The organism is Streptomyces sp. NPDC050806 (assembly GCF_055586425.1).
Genome location: NZ_JBVJIF010000003.1, coordinates 427,856 through 447,023, shown reverse-complemented (window position 1 = coordinate 447,023; position 19,168 = coordinate 427,856). Strand labels below are relative to the sequence as shown.

The 19,168-nt window shown below is 72.2% G+C and carries 20 protein-coding genes; 10 read left to right on the top strand and 10 right to left on the bottom strand.

Going from position 1 to position 19,168, the window contains the following annotated elements; genetic code table 11:
• Positions 1–56 precede the first annotated feature (56 nt).
• The 4 genes from ACZ6WH_RS11320 to ACZ6WH_RS11305 all read left to right on the top strand — a co-directional run bounded on the left by ACZ6WH_RS11320 (position 57) and on the right by ACZ6WH_RS11305 (position 4,043).
• Positions 57–845 (top strand): GNAT family N-acetyltransferase, encoded by a 789-nt coding sequence (locus ACZ6WH_RS11320; protein ID WP_469727633.1) that lies wholly within the window; start codon positions 57–59, stop codon positions 843–845.
• The gene (locus ACZ6WH_RS11315) at positions 842–1,699 is read left to right on the top strand and encodes a lysophospholipid acyltransferase family protein (protein ID WP_469727632.1); all 858 of its coding nucleotides are present in this window, start codon (positions 842–844) and stop codon (positions 1,697–1,699) included. The genes ACZ6WH_RS11320 and ACZ6WH_RS11315 overlap by 4 nt, the downstream gene beginning before the upstream one ends.
• Positions 1,700–1,762: 63 nt before the next feature.
• A complete protein-coding gene (locus tag ACZ6WH_RS11310) occupies positions 1,763–2,524 on the top strand; it encodes a hypothetical protein (protein WP_469727631.1) in 762 nt (253 codons plus the stop codon).
• Between the two features lie 70 nt (positions 2,525–2,594).
• A complete protein-coding gene (locus ACZ6WH_RS11305) occupies positions 2,595–4,043 on the top strand; it encodes a PepSY-associated TM helix domain-containing protein (protein ID WP_469727629.1) in 1,449 nt (482 codons plus the stop codon).
• 64 nt (positions 4,044–4,107) lie between these two features.
• Here ACZ6WH_RS11305 and ACZ6WH_RS11300 read toward each other — a convergent pair whose 3' ends face one another.
• From ACZ6WH_RS11300 to ACZ6WH_RS11290, 3 genes are all read right to left on the bottom strand, one after another.
• On the bottom strand, positions 4,108–4,668 hold the full coding sequence (locus ACZ6WH_RS11300) for a winged helix-turn-helix domain-containing protein (RefSeq protein ID WP_469727628.1): 561 nt from the start codon (positions 4,666–4,668) through the stop codon (positions 4,108–4,110).
• A 334-nt stretch (positions 4,669–5,002) separates the two neighbouring features.
• Positions 5,003–6,031, bottom strand: a complete 1,029-nt coding sequence (gene glnII / locus ACZ6WH_RS11295; RefSeq protein ID WP_432853403.1) for a glutamine synthetase — start codon at positions 6,029–6,031, stop codon at positions 5,003–5,005.
• A 184-nt stretch (positions 6,032–6,215) separates the two neighbouring features.
• Complete coding sequence (locus ACZ6WH_RS11290; RefSeq protein ID WP_469727627.1) at positions 6,216–6,629, bottom strand: organic hydroperoxide resistance protein; 414 nt, start codon at positions 6,627–6,629, stop codon at positions 6,216–6,218.
• A gap of 198 nt (positions 6,630–6,827) precedes the next feature.
• On the opposite strand from ACZ6WH_RS11290, the gene ACZ6WH_RS11285 reads away from it, so the two are divergent.
• The 4 genes from ACZ6WH_RS11285 to ACZ6WH_RS11270 all read left to right on the top strand — a co-directional run bounded on the left by ACZ6WH_RS11285 (position 6,828) and on the right by ACZ6WH_RS11270 (position 11,250).
• Positions 6,828–7,337: a MarR family winged helix-turn-helix transcriptional regulator gene (locus ACZ6WH_RS11285; protein ID WP_469727626.1), complete on the top strand. Its 510-nt coding sequence runs from the start codon at positions 6,828–6,830 to the stop codon at positions 7,335–7,337.
• A 192-nt stretch (positions 7,338–7,529) separates the two neighbouring features.
• Positions 7,530–8,402, top strand: coding sequence for a HalD/BesD family halogenase (locus ACZ6WH_RS11280; RefSeq protein ID WP_469727624.1), 873 nt, complete (start codon positions 7,530–7,532; stop codon positions 8,400–8,402).
• Positions 8,403–8,515: 113 nt separating this feature from the next.
• Positions 8,516–9,397: a class I SAM-dependent methyltransferase gene (locus ACZ6WH_RS11275; RefSeq protein ID WP_469727623.1), complete on the top strand. Its 882-nt coding sequence runs from the start codon at positions 8,516–8,518 to the stop codon at positions 9,395–9,397.
• An 89-nt stretch (positions 9,398–9,486) separates the two neighbouring features.
• A complete protein-coding gene (locus ACZ6WH_RS11270; RefSeq protein WP_432864293.1) occupies positions 9,487–11,250 on the top strand; it encodes a choline/carnitine O-acyltransferase in 1,764 nt (587 codons plus the stop codon).
• 69 nt (positions 11,251–11,319) lie between these two features.
• On the opposite strand, the gene ACZ6WH_RS11265 is transcribed toward ACZ6WH_RS11270, so the two are convergent.
• Positions 11,320–11,592 (bottom strand): effector-associated constant component EACC1, encoded by a 273-nt coding sequence (locus ACZ6WH_RS11265; protein ID WP_469727622.1) that lies wholly within the window; start codon positions 11,590–11,592, stop codon positions 11,320–11,322.
• A complete protein-coding gene (locus ACZ6WH_RS11260; protein ID WP_469727621.1) occupies positions 11,592–12,152 on the bottom strand; it encodes a hypothetical protein in 561 nt (186 codons plus the stop codon). Before ACZ6WH_RS11260 ends, ACZ6WH_RS11265 begins: the two co-directional genes overlap by 1 nt.
• A gap of 356 nt (positions 12,153–12,508) precedes the next feature.
• Here ACZ6WH_RS11260 and ACZ6WH_RS11255 point away from each other — a divergent pair, with 356 nt between their 5' ends.
• The gene (locus ACZ6WH_RS11255; protein WP_432853383.1) at positions 12,509–13,264 is read left to right on the top strand and encodes a GNAT family N-acetyltransferase; all 756 of its coding nucleotides are present in this window, start codon (positions 12,509–12,511) and stop codon (positions 13,262–13,264) included.
• Between the two features lie 116 nt (positions 13,265–13,380).
• Here the strand turns inward: ACZ6WH_RS11255 and glnA are convergent, their stop codons facing one another.
• Complete coding sequence (gene glnA, locus ACZ6WH_RS11250; protein WP_432853351.1) at positions 13,381–14,790, bottom strand: type I glutamate--ammonia ligase; 1,410 nt, start codon at positions 14,788–14,790, stop codon at positions 13,381–13,383.
• A gap of 306 nt (positions 14,791–15,096) precedes the next feature.
• Between glnA and ACZ6WH_RS11245 the strand changes: the two genes are divergently transcribed.
• Complete coding sequence (locus tag ACZ6WH_RS11245) at positions 15,097–15,564, top strand: RDD family protein (RefSeq protein WP_399708260.1); 468 nt, start codon at positions 15,097–15,099, stop codon at positions 15,562–15,564.
• A gap of 84 nt (positions 15,565–15,648) precedes the next feature.
• Here ACZ6WH_RS11245 and ACZ6WH_RS11240 read toward each other — a convergent pair whose 3' ends face one another.
• The 4 genes from ACZ6WH_RS11240 to lipB form a co-directional block, all read right to left on the bottom strand.
• The gene (locus ACZ6WH_RS11240; RefSeq protein ID WP_432853348.1) at positions 15,649–16,347 is read right to left on the bottom strand and encodes a DUF4191 domain-containing protein; all 699 of its coding nucleotides are present in this window, start codon (positions 16,345–16,347) and stop codon (positions 15,649–15,651) included.
• Between the two features lie 10 nt (positions 16,348–16,357).
• Positions 16,358–16,594, bottom strand: a complete 237-nt coding sequence (locus ACZ6WH_RS11235) for an SCO2195 family GlnR-regulated protein (RefSeq protein WP_432853345.1) — start codon at positions 16,592–16,594, stop codon at positions 16,358–16,360.
• Between the two features lie 365 nt (positions 16,595–16,959).
• A complete protein-coding gene (gene lipA, locus ACZ6WH_RS11230; protein ID WP_361565591.1) occupies positions 16,960–17,910 on the bottom strand; it encodes a lipoyl synthase in 951 nt (316 codons plus the stop codon).
• Between the two features lie 137 nt (positions 17,911–18,047).
• On the bottom strand, positions 18,048–18,830 hold the full coding sequence (lipB, locus tag ACZ6WH_RS11225) for a lipoyl(octanoyl) transferase LipB (protein WP_361565588.1): 783 nt from the start codon (positions 18,828–18,830) through the stop codon (positions 18,048–18,050).
• Positions 18,831–19,168: the final 338 nt, after the last annotated feature.

Sequence of the window (19,168 nt, the reverse complement as noted above, 5' to 3'; positions counted from 1 at the left end):
GGCGGACGGGGGGACAGTCGGCCGGGCGGACCCCGCTCAACCGGATCGGAGCTGTCATGTCCACATCTCTTCCGACGACGACGCCGTACCCGCAAGGCCGGCCCACCCCGCCCGCCCCCGCCGCGTACACCACCACCATCGCCGACTCCACCGCGCAGATCCGCGCCGCGCAGCGGCTGCGCCACCGGGCCTTCGGCGAGGAGATGGGCGCCACGCTGCACTCCCCGCTGCCCGGCCACGACATCGACGCGTACGACGACCTCGTGGACCACCTGATCGTGACCGAAACCGCGACGGGCGAGGTGGTCGGCACCTACCGGCTGCTGCCGCCCGGCCGCAGCGAACGGCTCTACTCCGACGGCGAGTTCGACCTCTCCGCGCTGGCCGGGCTGCGCCCCTCGCTCATCGAGGCCGGCCGCTCCTGCGTCCACCCCGACCACCGCACCGGCGCCGTCATCAACCAGATGTGGGCGGCCCTCGCCCGCTACACCCTGCTCTCCGGCCACCGCTATCTCGCCGGCTGCGCCTCCGTCCCGCTCGCCGACGGCGGGCAGTGTGCCCGGGCCGCCTGGGAGCTGGGCCGCACCAAGCACGCCGCGCCCGACGAGCTGCGCGTCCGGCCGCTCCGCCCCTGGCTCCCGGACGCCGGCACCGCCACCGCCGGCGGGGCCGCCGCCTACGCGCAACTCCCGCCGCTGCTCCGCGGCTACCTGCGGGTGGGCGCGTGGGTGTGCGGGGCGCCCGCGCACGACCCCGAGTTCGACGTGGCCGACTTCTTCGTCGTCCTGGACATGGACCGGCTCAGCGACCGGTACCGGCGGTTCTTCCTGGGCGACCAGCGGTGAGCGCGCACAGCGCGGCCCCCGCCGCCGTCCGGCCCGGCGTCTGGGACACCCTCTCCACCTGCACGTCCGGATGCATCGCGCACGGCGCGCCCCGGGTGCCGCTCGCCGGGACCGCGCGCCGCGCCGCGTCCTTCGCCCACGTACTGCTGCGGGCCGCGGCCGACCGGGACCGGCTCGCCGAACCCGGCCGGCTGCGCCGCCACGCCCGTGCCGCACTCGGCGCGCTGGAGGTGGCGCTCGACCACGACGGCCCGCTGCTGACGGTCGCGCCGGAGGAAGCGGGCGGCGGCGCGGGGACCGGCACGCTCGTCGTCGCCAACCACATCTCCTGGCTCGACATCCTCGCGCTGCTCGCCGTCGAACCGGTCCCGATGCTCGCCAAGCGCGAGGTCGCCGGTTGGCCCGTCATGGGGCCGCTCGCCCGGCGCGCCGGCACCCGCTTCCTCGACCGCGGCAGCCCGCGCGCCCTGCCGCTCGCGGTGGCCGACCTCGCGGCGGCGCTGCGCGGCGGCCGGTCGGTGGTGGTCTACCCGCAGGCCACGACCTGGTGTTCGGCGACCGACGGGGACTTCCGGCGGGCCACGTTCCAGGCGGCCATCGACGCGGGCGCGCCGGTACGGCCGGTCACCGTCCGGTACCTCCAGCACGGCGCGCCCTCGACGGTGGCCTCCTTCGTCGGCGAGGAGGACCTGGCGTCCTCGCTGCGCCGGGTGCTCGCGGCGGGCGGGCTCACCGCCCGGGTCACGGTGCACCCGCCGCTGCTGCCGGACGGGCGGGACCGGCGGGAACTGGCGGCGGCCGCCCAGGCGGTGGTGCTCGGCCGACGGTACCGGGAGCCGGCCCGGCCCGCGTGACGCCGCCCGGTACGGCCCACCCGGGGACCGGCGGGCCCCTCCCGGGTGACAGGATTGCGGCCCGTGACCTCCGATGCCCGCCCGCCGTTCCGCGCCGTGCGCGCCGCGCTCTTCGCGGCCGTGTGCGTGACGCTGGCGGCGGCCGGGCACGCGGTCATGTCCGGGCACGGCATCCCGCCCGGGGTGCTGGGCGCGGCCCTCGCCGTCGTCGGCGCGGCGGCCTGGCTCGCCGCGGGCCGGCAGCGCGGCCTGCCCGCCATCACCGGCGGCGTGCTGACCGTACAGGCCGCCCTGCACCTGGCCTTCGCCGCGGCACAGGGCTCCGGGGCCGGCGCCCCGATGACGTGCGGCATGTCCGGTACGGCCGGAGCGCACGGTGCCACGGGTACGCACGGCGCGACAGGCATGCACGGGATGACGGGCGCGCACGACATGGCGGGCATGCACGCCGGCCATGACATGGCGGGCATGTCCGGTGGCGGCGCGGCCATGGGCACCGGGCACGACATGGCGGGCGGGATGTCCGCCGGCATGACGGCCGCGCATCTCCTCGCCGCCCTGCTGTGCGCGCTCTGGCTCCGGTACGGCGAGGCCGCCTTCTTCCAGCTGCTGCGCTGCGTGGCAGCGCCGGCCTTCCGGGCGCTGCGGCTGCTCGTCGTGATCTGCCGCGGCCCGGCGCCGGAACGCCGCACGCGCGTCCCCGCACGTACCCGGCCGCGCGTGCCCCGCTGGGAACTGATCGCCGACGCCGTCAGCCGGCGCGGCCCGCCCCCGGGCGCGGTGCTTCGTATCACCGCGCCCGCCGGACCGCCCCTGCCCCGCTGACGACCGGGCCGGGACACGGCCGCGGCGCGGACATTCCGCATGTTCGCCGCTGAAAGGTGAAGGCATCACCATGTCCGTACCCGCCCCTGCCCGCACACCCGCGGTCGCCGAGCCGCCGCCCCGGCCCTCCGGATGGCCCGCGCTGCGCCCGCTCGTGCTGCGGCTGCACTTCTACGCGGGACTGCTGATCGCCCCGTTCCTGCTCGTCGCCGCCGCGACGGGCCTGCTCTACGCCGGCTCCCTCCAGGCGGAGAAGATCGTGTACGCGCACGAACTCCGCACCGAGCCCGGCGGTACCGCCCTCCCGCTCTCCCGCCAGGTGGACGCCGCACTGCGCGCGCATCCCGAGGGCACGGTGACGGCGGTCCGGCCGCCCGACGGTCCGGACGCCACGACCCGGGTGATCCTCGACGCGCCGGGCCTGCAGGACGACAACTCCCTGGCCGTCTTCGTCGACCCGTACACCGGCACGGTGCGCGGCGCGCTGGAGAGCTACGGCAGCTCCGGCGCGCTGCCGCTGCGTGCCACCATCGACCACCTCCACCGCGACCTGCTGCTCGGCGAGCCCGGCCGGCTCTACAGCGAACTGGCCGCCAGCTGGATGTGGGTGGTCGCGCTCGGCGGAGTGCTGCTGTGGCTCGGCCGGCGGCGCTCCGCACGCCGGCTGCGCGGCACGACGGGGCGGCGGCGCACGCTGTCCTGGCACGGCACGGTCGGCCTGTGGTCCGCCGTGGGCCTGCTCGCGCTGTCGGCCACGGGCCTGACCTGGTCGGCGTACGCGGGCGAGCACATCGGCCGGCTGCAGGACGCGCTCGGCGGTGCCACCCCCGCCGTGTCCACGCAGGTGCCCGGCGCCCCCACGGAGATGCCGGGCATGGACCACGGCACGCACGCCGGACACGAAGGCCACACCGGGCATGAGGGGCATGCAGGGCACGAGGGGCATGGTGGCGGAGCCGACCGGCCGCTCGCCGGCCTGGACGCCACGCTGCGCACGGCGCGGGCGGAGGGCCTGTCCGGGCCCGTCGAGATACGCGTACCGACCGCCTCGGCACCCGCCTTCGTCGTCCAGCAGACCGACAAGGAGTGGCCCGCGCACCTGGACTCGATCGCGGTCGACCCGGCGAGCGGCCGGGTCACCGACCGGCTGGACTTCGCCGACTACCCACTGCTCGCCAAGGCCACCCGATGGGGCATCGACCTCCACATGGGCCTGCTGTTCGGCCTCGCCAACCAGGTGGCGCTGGCCGCCCTGATGATCGCGCTGATCCTGCTGATCGTCTGGGGTTACCGGATGTGGTGGCAGCGCCGTCCGCGCCGGGACGCCGGGCTCCGGGGCGGCCGCGCCCACCCGCGCGGGGCCTGGCGGCGGGTGCCGGTGACGGTACTGCTGCCGCTGGCGGCGGCGACGGCCGTACTGGGCTGGTTCCTGCCGCTGTTCGGCATTCCGCTGGCCGGCTTCCTGGTGCTCGACGCGTGTGCCGGGGCACTGTCCCGGCGGCGCGCACGGGCCGCCTGAACCCGGCGTCCCGCAAGGAGACCCGTGGGGCCCGGCCGGTGCGGCCGGGCCCCACGGCCCGCGGTCAGGAGACCGGCACGTACTTGTAGCCGACCCGCCGCACCGTGACGATCGACGAGCGGTGCGCCGCGCCCAGCTTGCGGCGCAGCCGGGCGATGTGGACGTCGACCGTGCGGCCGTCGCCGACATGGCCGTAGCCCCACACCGTCGTCACCAGCTGGTCGCGGGTGTGCACCCGCTGGGGGTGCGCCACCAGGTGGGCCAGTAGCTCGAACTCCAGGAAGGTGAGCTCCAGTTGACGTCCCTCGACGTGGACGGTGCGGCGCTCGGGATCGACCTGGACGCCCCCTTCGCCGTAGATGGCGGCCGGGGTGGCGGGGACGGCCGGTGCCTCGGGCTCGGGCCGCTTCTGCTCGGCGGCGGGTACGAGCACGAGGTAGCCGACCATCGGGGGCCGGCCCGGCAGCTCGGGCAGGGTGTGCGGGGGAGCCGGCAGCCAGGTGGCGTCGGCGCCGAACAGGTCGGCGACCGGCGGTACCTCGCCGGGTGTCACCGCACGCAATCGGGGCGGGGCGGGAACGGTGGCCGTCGGAGGAGTGGCAGGAAGGGTGCGGAGATTCGTCATGAGGGTCGGCTCTTTCGCGCAGAGGGGCGTCGTGGGGACGTCGTCGTGCGCGGGGCTGCCGCTTCAGGTGCGTTGCGGGCCCGCGCTCAATGCGCGCGGCAACACAGACGGTCGAAGAGGTGATCCTGCCGGGACGGCCAGAACGGCTCCAGGTCGGTGCGACCCGTCGCGCTGTCGTTGAGGCTGGCCATGTCCCCATTGAACCAGACCGGACGTGATCTGTCCTTCGTCCGCCCGTCACACGGACCGGCATGCGCGAGGGGCGCCCCGCATCAAGCGGGGCGCCCCTCAAGGGAGTTGCGTGGCCGGGGCCCGTTGTCCGGCCGGGCCCGGATCAGACCTGGAGGGCCTTCGCCAGTGCGGTGCAGCAGGTGTCCACCATCAGGCGGGTGACCACGTACGGGTCGACGTTCGCGTTCGGGCGGCGGTCCTCGATGTAGCCCTTCTTGTCCCGCTCGACCTGCCACGGGATGCGGACCGAGGCGCCGCGGTCGGACGCGCCGTAGCTGTACTCGTCCCACGGGGCGGTCTCGTGGGCGCCGGTCAGGCGGTCCTCGATGCCGGTGCCGTACTGCTTCACGTGCTCCAGCGGCTTGTCGCCCTCGCCGAGCGACTCGCACGCGGTGATGATCGCGTCGTAGCCCTCGCGCATCGCCCGGGTGGAGAAGTTGGTGTGCGCGCCCGCGCCGTTCCAGTCGCCCTTGGCCGGCTTGGCGTCCAGGGTGGCGGAGATGCCGAAGTCCTCGGCGGTGCGGTAGAGCAGCCAGCGGGCGACCCACATGTGGTCGGAGACCTCCAGCGGCGGCAGCGCGCCGACCTGGAACTCCCACTGGCCGGGCATGACCTCGGCGTTGATGCCGGAGATGCCCAGGCCCGCGGCGAGGCAGTTGTCCAGGTGCTTCTCGACGACGTCGCGGCCGAAGATCTCGTCGGCGCCGACACCGCAGTAGTAGCCGCCCTGCGGGGCGGGGAAGCCGCCCTCGGGGAAGCCGAGCGGGCGCGTGCCCTCGAAGAAGGTGTACTCCTGCTCGATGCCGAAGATCGGCTCCTGGTCCGCGAACTTCTCCGCGACCTCGCGCAGGCCCGCGCGGGTGTTGGAGGCGTGCGGGGTCATGTCGGTGTTGAACACCTCGCACAGGACGAGGATGCTCTCGCCGCCGCGGATCGGGTCCGGGCAGCTGAAGACGGGCTTGAGCACGAGGTCGGAGGCGTGGCCCTCGGCCTGGTTGGTGCTCGAACCGTCGAAGCCCCACAGCGGCAGCTCGGCAAGCTCGGTGGGCTCCGAGAGGATCTTCGTCTTCGAACGGAGCTTGGCCGTCGGCTGCGTGCCGTCGATCCAGATGTACTCGGCCTTGATGGTCACGGGGGCTTGCCCTTCCTGCGGGGTAGTACGAATACGCGTGCGGGCGTACTCATGCACCCTGGCAATGAGCCGTTTCCCGGCCATTGCTCGAATGTGAACCCCGTGTTACTCGGGCCCTTCCGTGACGCACCCCACCCCGGGAGGGGCGGGGCGTTCGCGGTGATAAAGGGTCATAGCGCCCCGGTCACTCGACGACGATCTCCACGGGAATGTTGCCGCGGGTGGCCTTCGAGTACGGGCAGACCTCGTGCGCCTGCTCGATCAGGCGGGCGCCGGTCCCGTCGGCCAGCGCGTCCGGGAGCTCCACGCGCAGGGTGACGGAGAGGCCGAAACCGCCGGCCGGATCGGAGCTGATGCCGACCTCCGCGGTCACCGACACGTCCTTGGTGTCCACCTTCGCCTGCCGGCCGACCAGCCCCAGCGCGCTGGCGAAGCAGGCGGCGTACCCGGCCGCGAACAGCTGCTCCGGATTGGTGCCCGCGCCGTCGCCGCCGAGCGCGGGCGGCATGGCCAGCGCCAGGTCCAGCTGCCCGTCGGAGCTCACGGCCCGGCCGTCGCGTCCGCTGGCGGTGGCCACGGCGGTGTACAGAGCGCTCATCAGAACCATCCCTCTCCGAGGTGCGGGGCCGGCCGGCCGTTCGTCCCGGCCCGGTCTCCCTGATCGTGCTGCCACTACAGCACACAATTAAATGGTGCACAACTTAAACGTGTGTCACTGTGATGTGCGCAATGAAGCTGTGCCCGATAGGGCCGCGCACGATAAGAGCGTGCGCAAAGTGGCAGGTAGGCTGTGCGTATGGAGGAGAAGAAGGCCGGCCGGGCGGACGCGGGACCGGCGGCGGAGGCCGCGCCGCAGGACTATCTCCGGCTCGACCAGCAGATCTGCTTCGCGCTGCACGCGGCGACCCGCGCCTTCGGCGGCCTCTACCGCACCGCCCTGCGCGACCTCGGCCTCACCTACCCCCAGTACCTGGTCATGCTGGTCCTCTGGGAGCACGGCGAGATGCCCGTGAAGCAGATCGGCGCCCACGTGCGGCTCGACTCCGGCACCCTCTCCCCGCTGCTCAAGCGCCTGGAGGCGGCCGGCCTGGTGCGCCGGGAGCGCAGCGCGGCCGACGAGCGCTCCGTCACCGTACGGCTCACCGCCGACGGAGCGGCTCTGCGCGCCCGGGCCGAGGAGGTGCCCCGCCGGATCGCCGGCGCCACCGGCCTCCCCCTCGCCGAACTGGCCGATCTCCGCGGCCGGCTGAACGCCCTGACGGAGACCCTCGACGCCGCCGCCCTCGACGGCCCCGGCTGCGACTGACCCGGCTGCGACCGGCCGGGCTGTGACGGGCCCGTCCGCCCCGGCCGGCCGCCGGACGCTCCCCCTCCGCGCCCCCGGACATGCCTGCCGGGGCCGTGTGCCGTGTCACAGCCGCAAAGTTGCGACTGTGATACCTCAACTGCGTTACCCATCCGTAGAGTTGGGGCGTCCGCCCCGCGTGGAGAGGATCGCATGAGCACTCTGGAAGCCCTGACGCTCGACCAAGTGGTCGACACGGCCCGCTATCCCTTGACGGCACTGGACGGAGCCGAGGGCCGGGCCGTGATCGACCGGGCCCGCCGGGACCTGGCCGACGTCGGCTGCACCGTACTGCCGGACTTCGTCCAGCCGGCCCTGCGCGACCTGCTGCGGCAGGAATGCTCCGCACTGGCGTCCCGGGCGCACTACGACGTCGAGACGGTCAACGTCTACAACATAGCCGTCGACGACTCGCTGCCCGCCGACCACCCCGGCCGCATCCCCTTCGAGCGGGGGAACGCCTTCGTCGCCAGGGACCGCATCCCGCGGGCCGCGCTGATCAGCCAGCTCTACACCCACGAGGCGTTCCGCACGTTCATCGCGCGCTGCTTCGGCCTCGCCGAGCTGCACGAACTCGCCGACCCACTCGCCGGACTGGTCCTCAACGTCGTCGAGCCGGGCCGGGAACACCCCTGGCACTTCGACACCAACGAGTTCACCGTCAGCATGCTCACCCAGGAAGCCGAGACCGGCGGCGCCTTCGAGTACTGCCCCGGCATCCGCTCCGCCGACGACGAGAACTTCGACGACGTCCGCGACATCCTCTCCGGACGGGGCGGCCGGCCGGTACGCCGCCTCCCGCTGCACACCGGCGACCTCCAGCTCTTCAAGGGCCGCTACTCCCTGCACCGCGTCAGCCCCGTGGCGGGCGGCACATCGCGGCACTCGGCGATCTTCGCGTACAGCGAGCGCCCCGGCGTCATCGGCAGCGTGGCCCGCACCCGCCAGCTCTTCGGCCGGGTGCTCCCCGAACACCTCGCCGCAGCCGAGAAGCGCGCCGTGCGCGGCGACCGACTGCTGGACTGACCCGCCACGGGGCATCCTCCGTAGGACAGGGCGCCCCGACGCACACCGCAGGAGACCCCACAGCACCACCCGCAGGACGTTTTCCCATTCGCGATCCACGGAGGAGCAACCCCGTGCGCTTCGACACGACCGGAAAAGTCTCGCTCGACCACATCTACACGCAGCCCGACCCGCGTGCGTACTACACCGTGCTCCGCACGCTGGACTACTGCGTGCCGCAGCTCGCCAAGCCGTACTTCGCCAAGCTCGTCAAGGAGTACCGCGAGGACCACCGGGTGGCGGCGCCGAAAGTCGTCGACATCGGCTGCTCGTACGGCATCAACGCCGCCCTGCTGAAGTACGACGTGGGCATGGACGAGCTGTACGCGCGCTACGGCGACGAAGCGGCCGCCGGCCTCTCGCGCGAGGAACTGCTGGCCCGCGACCGCGAGCTGTCCCGCGCCCGCCGGCCCGCGCACCCCACCCGCGTCGTCGGCCTGGACTCCTCCGGGAACGCGCTGTCGTACGCGCGGGAGGCCGGCTTCCTCGACGACACCGTCCACGCCGACCTGGAGAACGACGACCCCACGCCGGACCAGCGGGCCCGGATGGCCGGCGCCGACCTGGTGTTCTCCACCGGCTGCATCGGCTACGTCACCGAACGCACGCTCACCCGCGTCATCCGCGCGCAGGGCGCCCACCGGCCCTGGATGGCCCACTTCGTGCTGCGGATGTTCCCCTTCGACCCGGTCGAGCGCGCGCTGGCGGGCCTCGGCTACGAGACCACCCGCGTCGACGGGATGTTCAAACAGCGGCGGTTCGCCTCTCCGGAGGAACAGACGCTCGTCCTGGACACCATGTCGGAGGCCGGAGTGGATGCGACCGGGCTGGAGGCGGAAGGCTGGCTCTACGCACAGCTCTACGTCTCCCGCCCGTACGGCCCGGCAGGACGCGCCAGGCCCCTCGGACGCACCAGGTCCCTTGATCGTCACGACCCGAATCGAGAGCAGCTTTGAACCCCAGTCGGTCCACGGCCACCGCCCCCTCGGGCAGCGCCGCCCCGTCCGTCTCCGCACCTCCGTCCACCTTCGCCCACGAGGACACCCTGCCGCGGGTGCCGCTGCCGACGCTGGCGGACAGCTGTACGCGGTTCCTCGACTGGTGCGGTCCGCTGCTGACCCCCGAGGAGCGGGCGGCGACCGAGGCGGAGGTGGCCGCCTTCAGCGGCCCGGACGGACCCGGCCCGGCACTCCAGGCGGCGCTGGAGGAGTACGACCGCACCCCCGGCGTGCACAGCTGGCTCGACACCTTCTGGCCGTACCGCTACCTCGGCCGCCGGGACCGCATCGCCCTCAACGCCAACTTCTTCTTCCTCTTCCAGGACACCGGGCTGCCGCAGCTGGAGCGGGCGGCCGGGCTGATCGCCTCGGCCGTCGCCTACAAGCGGCGGCTGGACCGGGAGGAGATCCCGCCGGTGCTGCTGCGCGGCGCGCCGCAGACGATGGAGCAGAACAAGTACCTCTTCTCCACCACCCGCATCCCGGGCGCCCAGCAGGACACGGTCCGCCACCCGTACTCGGCGGAGTGGCCGGGCCCGTCCGACGCGCGCCACGTCGTGGTGTTCTTCCGGGGCGCGATGTACCGGATGGACGTCCTGGGCGCCGACGGCACCCCGCACACCCCCGCCGACCTGGAGGCGGGGCTGGCCGCCGTCATGAAGGCGGGTGCGGAACCGGCGCCGCGGGACACCTCCGTCGGCCATCTCACCACGATGGCCCGCGCCGACTGGGCGGCCACCCGCGAGACGCTGCGCGCGCACCACCCCGGCAACGCGGCGGCCCTGGACGACATCGAGACCGCCCTCTTCTGTGTCTGCCTGGAGGACTTCGCGCCCGCCGACACCCAGGAGACCTGCGACGAACTCCTCTACGGGGACCGCGGCAACCGCTGGTTCGACAAGGCCGTCTCCTTCGTCGTCTTCGCCGACGGCCGGGCCGGCATCAACGTCGAGCACTGCGGCCTGGACGGCACGACGATCCTCAGCTTCGTCGACACCCTCCTCGGCACGCCGGCCGAGGAGCAGTCCCGGCAGTCGGGCGCCCGCTCCCAGGGCCGCCCGGAGTTCTCCGCGCTCACCTGGCACCTGGACGACGCCCTCCGGGCGCGCGCCCGCGCCGCCGCCGAGGCCTTCGCCCAGTACGGCGCGGACACCGCCACGCAGACCGTTACCTTCGAGGACTTCGGCTCCACGGCGGCCAAGGCGCTGCGGGTCTCGCCCGACGCGTTCGTGCAGCTCGCGTACCAGCTCGCCCACCAGCGCGCGAAGGGCAGGCTGGGCGCCACGTACGAATCGATCGCCACCCGGCAGTGGCGGCGCGGCCGTACCGAGGCCATGCGCGTCGTCACCCCCGAGATCCAGGCGTTCGTGGCGGCCATGGAGGACCCGGCGACCGATGCCGGGACCCGCCGGGCGGCCTTCCGCGCGGCCGCCACGGCGCACGTCACCCGGGCAAAGGAGTGCCAGGCCGGGGACGCCCCCGAACAGCACCTCTGGGAGCTGGAACTCATCCAGCGCCGCCGCGGCACCGAGCTGGGCATCACCGAACAGCCCGCCCTCTACCGCTCCCCGGGCTGGCTGACGATGCGCGACGACTACCTGAGCACCAGCTCGGCCCCGTCCGAGAACATCCAGTTCTTCGGCTTCGGCTCCACCAGCAGCCGCTGCATCGGCATCGCGTACGTCCTCCTGCCCGACCGCTTCAACCTCTACCTGAGCACCCCCCGCCCGGTGGCCGACCAGATGCACGCCTTCGCCACCCACCTCCGCACCACAGTCACCGAACTCCGGGAACTGCTGGCGGGGGAGTAGCAGGCACTCTCGATCGCCGTACGGCCGCCGCCCCGCATCCGGAGCGGCGGCCGTGCCGGTCCGCGGGCCTCACTGTTCCCGGGGCGTTGCGGACTGCGGGCCGTCTCCGTTCGCGTGGCCCGAGCCCTCGACATCCTCGGCGTCCAGACTCGCCAGCGCCCGGTGGACCTGCTCCGCATCGGCTCCGGAGACCGTGATGCGCACGCTTCCGCTCTGCCGGGTCACCACGACATCGGGATGGTGGTCCCGCTTTCCGCGCCACAGCCGGAAGGCGATGGACGTGGCCACGGCGCTGATGCTCGCGCCGAGCCCGGCCGCGATCTCAGGGATGAGTGCCCACATCAGGCCTGCTCCCATTCTGCGATGAAGGTGCTCGCGCCGGCGGTGACGAAGGTCGCGATGAAGAGGACCAGCGAAGACCCGGTAACGGATCCCTGGTCCAGCTTCTGGCTGACCTGCGGGGCCGAGGTGACAAAGGCGAAGAGGCCCGCTGTCACGCACGCCATGGCGATGTTCGAGAACGCCAGGAACCCGACGATGTTCCGCAGGCCCGAGCCCGACCGGGTGATGATCTGTCCCGCGGCCGCGGCGGCGAGACTGGTGGTGACGATCAACAGCTCGCCCCGGCTGAGGATTTCCGACAGGCTGACCCCGCGGTGGGTGAAGGAATTCATGACGTAGCCGAGGCCGATCGGCAGGACGCCGAAGCCGACACCGAAGAACAGCCAGTGCAGCATCTTCGGCCCCACGACCGCCCACGGCGACGGAGCTGTGGCGGTGGGCCCCACGGGTGCGCCCGCCGTATCGGCGGTGGACGTCCCGTTCGGTTCGCCCACCGCATCCGCTGGTGATCCCGCTTGCCCGGTGACGACCGGGTCATGGGGCTGCTGCGAAGTCGCCACTCACGTCCCCCTGCTTCGATGCCCGCTCGTCCGCCCCGCCCGGAGCATGTGCGTCGGCATCACGTTCTTACCCCGATGACACGTCGGAGCGCAGTGGTTCGACCGAACCGGTACGCACCCGGCACGGGGTGGCGGCCCTCATGGATGTATCACTCATGAATGTGCTGGTGGGGCCGGATTTGCCCCGGCCCCGGGGCGGTATGTCACAGTGGGCCGTCCTGGTGGGCCGGGCGCGCGCGTGCGCTGCCGCTGCCGGGAAACCCCCTATCTCAGACGAGCCTTCCGGTCGCGCCTGCCACGTGCCCGGAATGTCGGAGTCTGCGCATCTTCCTGTCCCTACCTCCCCTCAGAGAGCGATGCTGGCAACGACTCTTGTCCCCCGGACCGCCGACCTGTTCGACCAGGGCCTGGAGAGCCGTACCGGCTCGGCCCTGTTGCGTTTCGGCGCCGCGCGGCAGCGACCGGCCGGCCGGGCCGGCTGGACCGGCGACGGTGCCGCCGCCTGGCTCGACGACGCCCGCGGCCATGTGTGGAGCGTCGGCGAGCCGGAAGCCGCCGCCGGACTCGTCCTGCGCGCGGCCCTGGGCCTGCCCGACCGGGTGCGGGAGTTCACCGGCCCCCGCGGCACCGAGACCCTGGTCGGCCGCCACCTCCCGGTGACCGGGATCGTCGAGTGGATCTTCCGCTGGACGATGGACGAGCCGCCCGTCCAGCGCGGCGAGGACCGGGTCGTCGCCCTCGACGAGTCCCACCACGACGAGCTGCTCGCCTTCCTCAACGCGCACAGCCCCGCCCACTCCACCGGCCCCGGCGCCGAGGGCGTCAGCCTGTGGGCCGGCATCCGCGACGCGGACGGCCGGCTGGTCGCCTGCGGCGCCCTGAGCAGCCTCCGGGACAGCGGAGCCCCGCTGATGGCCTCCGTCGCGACCGACGCCGCCCTCCGCGGCCAGGGCCTCGGCGCCGCCCTCACCTCCTGGCTCACCCGCTACGCAGTACGCCGCCACGGCTACTGCACCCTCTGGCAGCTCACCGACAACACCCCGGCCGAGCGCCTCTACGACCGCCTCGGCTACCGCAACGAGGACCCCTGCGTCTCGGCGCGCATCGCCTGAAGCGAAAGCGGGAGCGGAAGCACCGAAGCGGAAGCACCGGAAACGGCCGAGGGCCGGCAACCCCCTGCGGGGTGCCGGCCCTCGGCCGTGCGAGCGGCGCTCTTCAGCGGTGTTTTTTAGATGTCGAAGTACAGCTCGAACTCGTGCGGGTGCGGGCGGAGCTGGATCGGGGCGATCTCGTTGGTGCGCTTGTAGTCGATCCAGGTCTCGATCAGGTCCGAGGTGAAGACGCCGCCCTGCTGGAGGTACTCGTTGTCCGCCTCCAGGGCGTCGAGGACCGCGGGGAGCGAGGTCGGGACCTGCTGGACGTTCGCGTGCTCCTCGGGAGCCAGCTCGTACAGGTCCTTGTCGATCGGCTCGGCCGGCTCGATCTTGTTCTTCACGCCGTCCAGGCCCGCGAGCAGCAGCGCCGAGAAGGCGAGGTACGGGTTGGAGGACGGGTCCGGGGCGCGGAACTCGACGCGCTTGGCCTTCGGGTTCGAGCCGGTGATCGGGATACGCATGGCCGCGGAGCGGTTGCGCTGCGAGTACACCATGTTGACCGGGGCCTCGAAGCCGGGGACCAGGCGGTGGTAGGAGTTCACCGTCGGGTTGGTGAAGGCCAGCAGCGACGGGGCGTGCTTGAGGATGCCGCCGATGTAGTAGCGGGCGGTGTCGGAGAGACCCGCGTAGCCCTGCTCGTCGTAGAAGAGGGGCTCGCCACCGGACCACAGGGACTGGTGGACGTGCATGCCGGAGCCGTTGTCACCGAAGATCGGCTTGGGCATGAAGGTCGCGGTCTTGCCGTTGCGCCAGGCGACGTTCTTCACGATGTACTTGAAGAGCATCAGGTCGTCGGCCGCGGCGAGCAGCGTGTTGAACTTGTAGTTGATCTCGGCCTGGCCGGCGGTGCCGACCTCGTGGTGCTGGCGCTCGACCTTCAGGCCCTGCTTGTCCAGCTCCAGGGAGATCTCCGCGCGCAGGTCGGCGAAGTGGTCGACCGGCGGGGCGGGGAAGTAGCCGCCCTTGTAGCGGACCTTGTAGCCGCGGTTGTTCTCGACCGCGCCGGTGTTCCAGGCGCCGGCCTCGGAGTCGATCTCGTACAGCGAGCGGTTCGCGGAGGTCTCGAAGCGGACCGAGTCAAAGACGTAGAACTCGGCCTCGGGGCCGAAGAACGCGGTGTCGGCGATGCCGGTGGAGGCGAGGTAGGCCTCGGCCTTCTTCGCCACGTTCCGCGGGTCGCGGCTGTACTGCTCGCCGGTGATCGGGTCGTGGATGAAGAAGTTGACGTTGAGGGTCTTGTCCCGGCGGAACGGGTCGACCCGCGCCGTGGACAGGTCCGCGCGCAGCGCCATGTCGGACTCGTGGATGGCCTGGAACCCGCGGATCGAGGAGCCGTCGAACGCCAGCTCCTCCGTCGGGTCGAACGCCTCCGCGGGCACCGTGAAGTGCTGCATCACACCGGGCAGGTCGCAGAACCGGACGTCGACGAACTTGACGTCCTCATCCGCGATGAACTTCTTGGCCTCGTCGGCGTTCTGGAACATCCAACTCCTCCTAGCCCGGTCACCGGTCGGCGGCTCGGGGTTGCTCCTCGGATCGCGACCATGTGCGGTGGCGCGCTCGCCCGACCTTAGGTAGGCGGGATTTCCCAAGCATGACCCATTTGTTTCGCTCAGGTTAACCGGCGCGCGGTGGCCGTGGCCCGTAGTGCCGGGCGGCCGTGGCCCGGTGTGGTGGCCGTGCCACGTACCGGTTCGGCCGTGTCATGCCGTACGGCGGGGCGGCCCCCGTACCCCGTTCCGGACGCCCCGCCCGGCGGGAAATGTATGCGGTCGCAGTACCGTGGACGGGTGGACAACAGGCAAGCAATGGGATCGTGGCTCTCGGGGCCCCGCGCGGCGGCCGAGGACATGGGCATCGACTTCGGTTACCGGGGCCAGCAGCTGGGGCTGCCGGAGCACGGACCCGGCTCGATCGCCCGGCCGGGCCGCCGGATCGTGGCCCTCCTCGTCGACTGGGCGCTGTGCATGCTCATCGCGTACGGGCTCCTCAGCGGCGGCAAGGCGAACGCGGCGAGCAACTGGGCGCTGCTGGTCTTCCTCGTCCTGAGCCTGCTCACCGTCGGCACGGTCGGCTTCACGCCCGGGAAGCGGCTGCTGGGCCTGCGGGTCGTCGCCGAGGGGGGCGGCCGGCTCTCGCTGCCGCGGGTGCTGGCCCGGACGATCGCGCTGATGATCGTCATCCCGGCCGCGATCTGGGACCGCGACGGCCGCGGCCTGCACGACCGCCTGGCCCGGTCCGTACAGGTACGGATCTGAGGCGTCGTTCCGGCACAATCGAGAGCGGCCCGGGACCATGAGGTCCCGGGCCGCAGCCGTGTCGTCACAAGGACGCCGGAGGCGTCACCGCATCCGGCCGCCCTTCGGCATCCGCATGCCCTTGGGCATCGGCCCCTTCGGCACCGGCATGTTGCTCATCAGGTCGCCGAGCGCCTTCAGCCGGTCGTTGGTGGCCGTCACCTGGGCGCCGGGAAGTACGCGCGGCAGCTTCATCAGCGTCGTGCGCAGCTTCTTCAGCGGGACCTGGCCCTCGCCGTCACCGACCACGAAGTCGTGGACCGGGGCGTCGGAGACCGTACGGGCCATCCGCTTCTTCTCCGCGGCCAGCAGGCCACGGAGCCGGTTCGGGTTGCCCTCGCCGACGAGCACGATGCCGGGCTTGCCGACCGCACGGTGCACGACGTCCTGGTTGCGGTTCATCGCGACCGCGGGCGTCACCGACCAGCCGCGGCCGATGTTCTCCAGTACCGCGGCCGCGGCTCCCGGCTGGCCCTCCATCTGACCAAAGGCGGCCTTCTCGGCGCGCCGGCCGAAGATGATCGCCATCGCCAGGAAGGCCAGCAGGAAGCCCAGGATGCCGGCGTACACGGGGTGGCCGATCAGGAAGCCGATGGCAAGGAGAACGCCGAAAACGACGATGCCCACGCCCGCGACGACAAGACCGACCTTGGAGTCGACCCGACGGGTCATCTTGTAGGTCAGGGCGATCTGCTTGAGCCGCCCGGGGTTCGCAGAGGTGTCTGCGTTTTCCTTCCTCGCCATGTACGGAAGTTTACGTGGCCGAGGTGCTCCGGGTCGCCGCGGCCTCCAGTACGTACTGGGCGGCCCTTCGGTCCTCCGCCCGGCGCCGGTCCTCAAGGACGGCAGTCCAGGCATTTCGGCGGGCGGTGCGCTGACCGTTGCGCATCAGCAGCGACTCCACGGCGCGCAGGGCGCCGGTGACGGACGGGATCGGCAGAGCAGCCGGGGTGGGCAGAGCAGCGGTGTCGCGGACGGGCGCGGCCTGCATGGCGTGAGTCCCCTTCGGGGTGGTGGGAACAACGGGGGTGTGAGCGGTGCGTGCATCCATCGTCACTGAAAGCCTTACGGAACGGTGTTACCAACGGATGACCGCACGGTCAAACGCCCATGAAACGTCAGTGCGGCCCGCACCCCTCCAGCCTGGGAGAAGTGCGGGCCGCACCGTCCGGCGTGTGCCGGGATTCACATCCCCTGGGCCCGAAACGAGCGCTCACGAATGCAAAGAATTCACGAATGATCATGCGGATGGGCGGCGCCCGAAGGTGATCGACGTGGTGCGACGGCGCCCCGTCCACCATGCGGGCGCTTCCCGATGGTGATCACACTGCCGGGCGTCCCCGCCCGGCGGAGTGCTCACACCGCCGGGCGCTCCGCCTCTTCCGCGCGCTTGTCCATCGCCTGCTGGTAGAGCCGGCCGGCCCGGTACGAGGAGCGGACCAGCGGCCCGGACATGACGCCCTTGTAGCCGATCTCCTCCGCCTCCTCCTTCAGCTCGACGAACTCCTGCGGCTTCACCCAGCGGTCGACCGGGTGGTGCCGCACCGACGGGCGCAGGTACTGGGTGATCGTGATCAGCTCGCAGCCCGCGTCGTGCAGGTCCTGCAGCGCCTCGCTGATCTCCTCACGGGTCTCGCCCATGCCCAGGATCAGGTTCGACTTGGTCACCAGGCCGTCCTTGCGGGCCTCGGTGATGACCTTCAGGGACCGCTCGTAGCGGAAGCCCGGACGGATCCGCTTGAAGATCCGCGGCACCGTCTCCACGTTGTGGGCCAGCACCTCCGGGCGCGAGGAGAAGACCTCGGCCAGCTGGTCGGGCTCCGCGTTGAAGTCCGGGATCAGCAGCTCCACGCCCGTGTCGGGCATCAGGCCGTGGATCTGCCGGACGGTCTCGGCGTACAGCCAGGCGCCGCCGTCGTCCAGGTCGTCACGGGCGACGCCGGTGATCGTGGCGTAGCGCAGCTCCATGGTCTGGACGCTCTCGGCCACGCGGCGGGGCTCGTCGCGGTCCAGCTCCTGCGGCTTGCCGGTGTCGATCTGGCAGAAGTCGCAGCGGCGCGTGCACTGGTCACCGCCGATGAGGAAGGTCGCCTCGCGGTCCTCCCAGCATTCGAAGATGTTGGGACAGCCCGCCTCCTGGCAGACCGTGTGCAGGCCCTCGCTCTTCACCAGGCCCTGCAGCTGGTTGTACTCGGGGCCCATTTTCGCCCGGGTCTTGATCCACTCGGGCTTGCGCTCGATGGGGGTCTGGCTGTTCCGGACCTCCAGGCGCAGCATCTTGCGTCCGTCGGGTGCGACAGCGGACACTCCGGCTCCCTAAGCTTCGTTTCTTCGGCGTACCCAGGGTACGCCCGTTGATTCGCACGTCTTTACGTGCTGCGCAACCCGCTACCGCCGGGCTGCATTCCGCCGGGCCCCCTCGTGGGAGGCGCCGGCGGGCCGGGTCAGACGGCGCGGGGCAGGAGCTCGGCGTTCTCCAGCACGTCCGCCAGGTGCTTCTCGGCGACCGGCAGTACTTCTTCGATGGTGACCTCACGGCCCAGTTCGTACGAGAGCGAAGTCACGCCCGCGTCCCGGATGCCGCACGGCACGATCTTGTCGAACGAGGTGTTGTCCGGGTTCACGTTCAGCGCGAAGCCATGCATGGTGACGCCCTTCGCCACCCGGATCCCGATCGCGGCCAGCTTGCGGTCCTCACGGCGCTGCCCGGCGTTGGACGGGGCGTACTCCGGACCGTTCAGCCGCGGGTCGAACAGCTCGTCGTTCACGCGCGGGTCGAAGTCGAGGTTGAGGCCGCCCAGGGCCGCGCGCTGCTCCACCGGGTCGCCCAGCACCCAGACGCCGCTGCGGCCCTCGATACGGGTGGTCGCCACGCCGAACTCCGCCGCCATGAGGATCAGCGCCTCTTCGAGGCGGCGTACGTGCGCCACCACGTCCACGGGGCGCGGCAGCTTCTGGATCGGGTAGCCGACCAGCTGGCCCGGGCCGTGCCAGGTGATCTTCCCGCCGCGGTCCACGTCGACGACGGGGGTGCCGTCCAGCGGGCGCTCGTTCTCCGCCGTACGCCGGCCCGCCGTGTACACGGGCGGGTGCTCCAGCAGCAGGCAGGTGTCCGGAATCTCGTCGGCGAACCGGGCGGCGTGCACCCGGCGCTGCTCCTGCCACGCCGTCTGGTACTCCACGGCGTCGGCGCCGAAGCCCATCCGGACAAAGCGCAGCTCACTCATGGCGGCTCCTCTTATCGCAACCTTCGCGCCCGTCCCCACTGTACGGCCGTGCCCGAAAAGCACGTCGGGCGGCCGGTTACGAGGCGGTACGGGGGCCGGGAGCGGGGTGGTGCGGGGGCCGGTGGCCGCCGGTCGCGGGGGGCGGAGGTCGGTCACGGGAGGGTGCGTCGGCCGGTCATGGGATGGCGGGGCCGGGCACGGGACGGTGCGGTGGCCGGTCATGGGAGGGTGCGGGCGCCGGTTGCGGGACGGTGTGGCGGGGCCGGGCACGGGATGGTGGGGCCGGGCACGGGAGAGTGCGGCGGCCGGTCACGGGCGGTACGGGCGCGCGCGGAGCC